This window comes from Vibrio sp. 1180_3, from assembly GCF_029478545.1.
GTDB lineage: Bacteria > Pseudomonadota > Gammaproteobacteria > Enterobacterales > Vibrionaceae > Vibrio > Vibrio aestuarianus.
The window spans coordinates 1-246 of sequence record NZ_SJFM01000302.1 but is presented as its reverse complement, the minus strand read 5'-3'; the positions used below and the strand labels follow the sequence as shown (position 1 = coordinate 246).

Sequence of the window (246 nt, the reverse complement as noted above, 5' to 3'; positions counted from 1 at the left end):
ACCTTGAAAACGATCAATCTCAGGTTGTTCAGAATCCATTTCGACCAAGCCAACTTGCCGAAAACACGAAACGAATTATCAATGAAATCGTAGCTTTGACCTTAAAAACTCATCAAACACATAACGCTGCGTTAAGTGGTGAGCAACGCGACCACAATCCTAAACCATTGCACCTTAAACACAGAACTCAACCTAGAGCCGAAACTCCCAAGCGTTGGGAATCCGTCTTAAACGCCTAGTTAGCTG

1 protein-coding gene is annotated in these 246 nt (G+C 43.5%); it reads left to right on the top strand.

Features of this window, described 5'->3' with window-relative positions:
• A partial coding sequence (locus EYW48_RS21920) for a hypothetical protein (RefSeq protein WP_277433126.1) occupies positions 1-239 on the top strand: 239 nt, incomplete at its 5' end.
• Positions 240-246 lie beyond the last annotated feature (7 nt).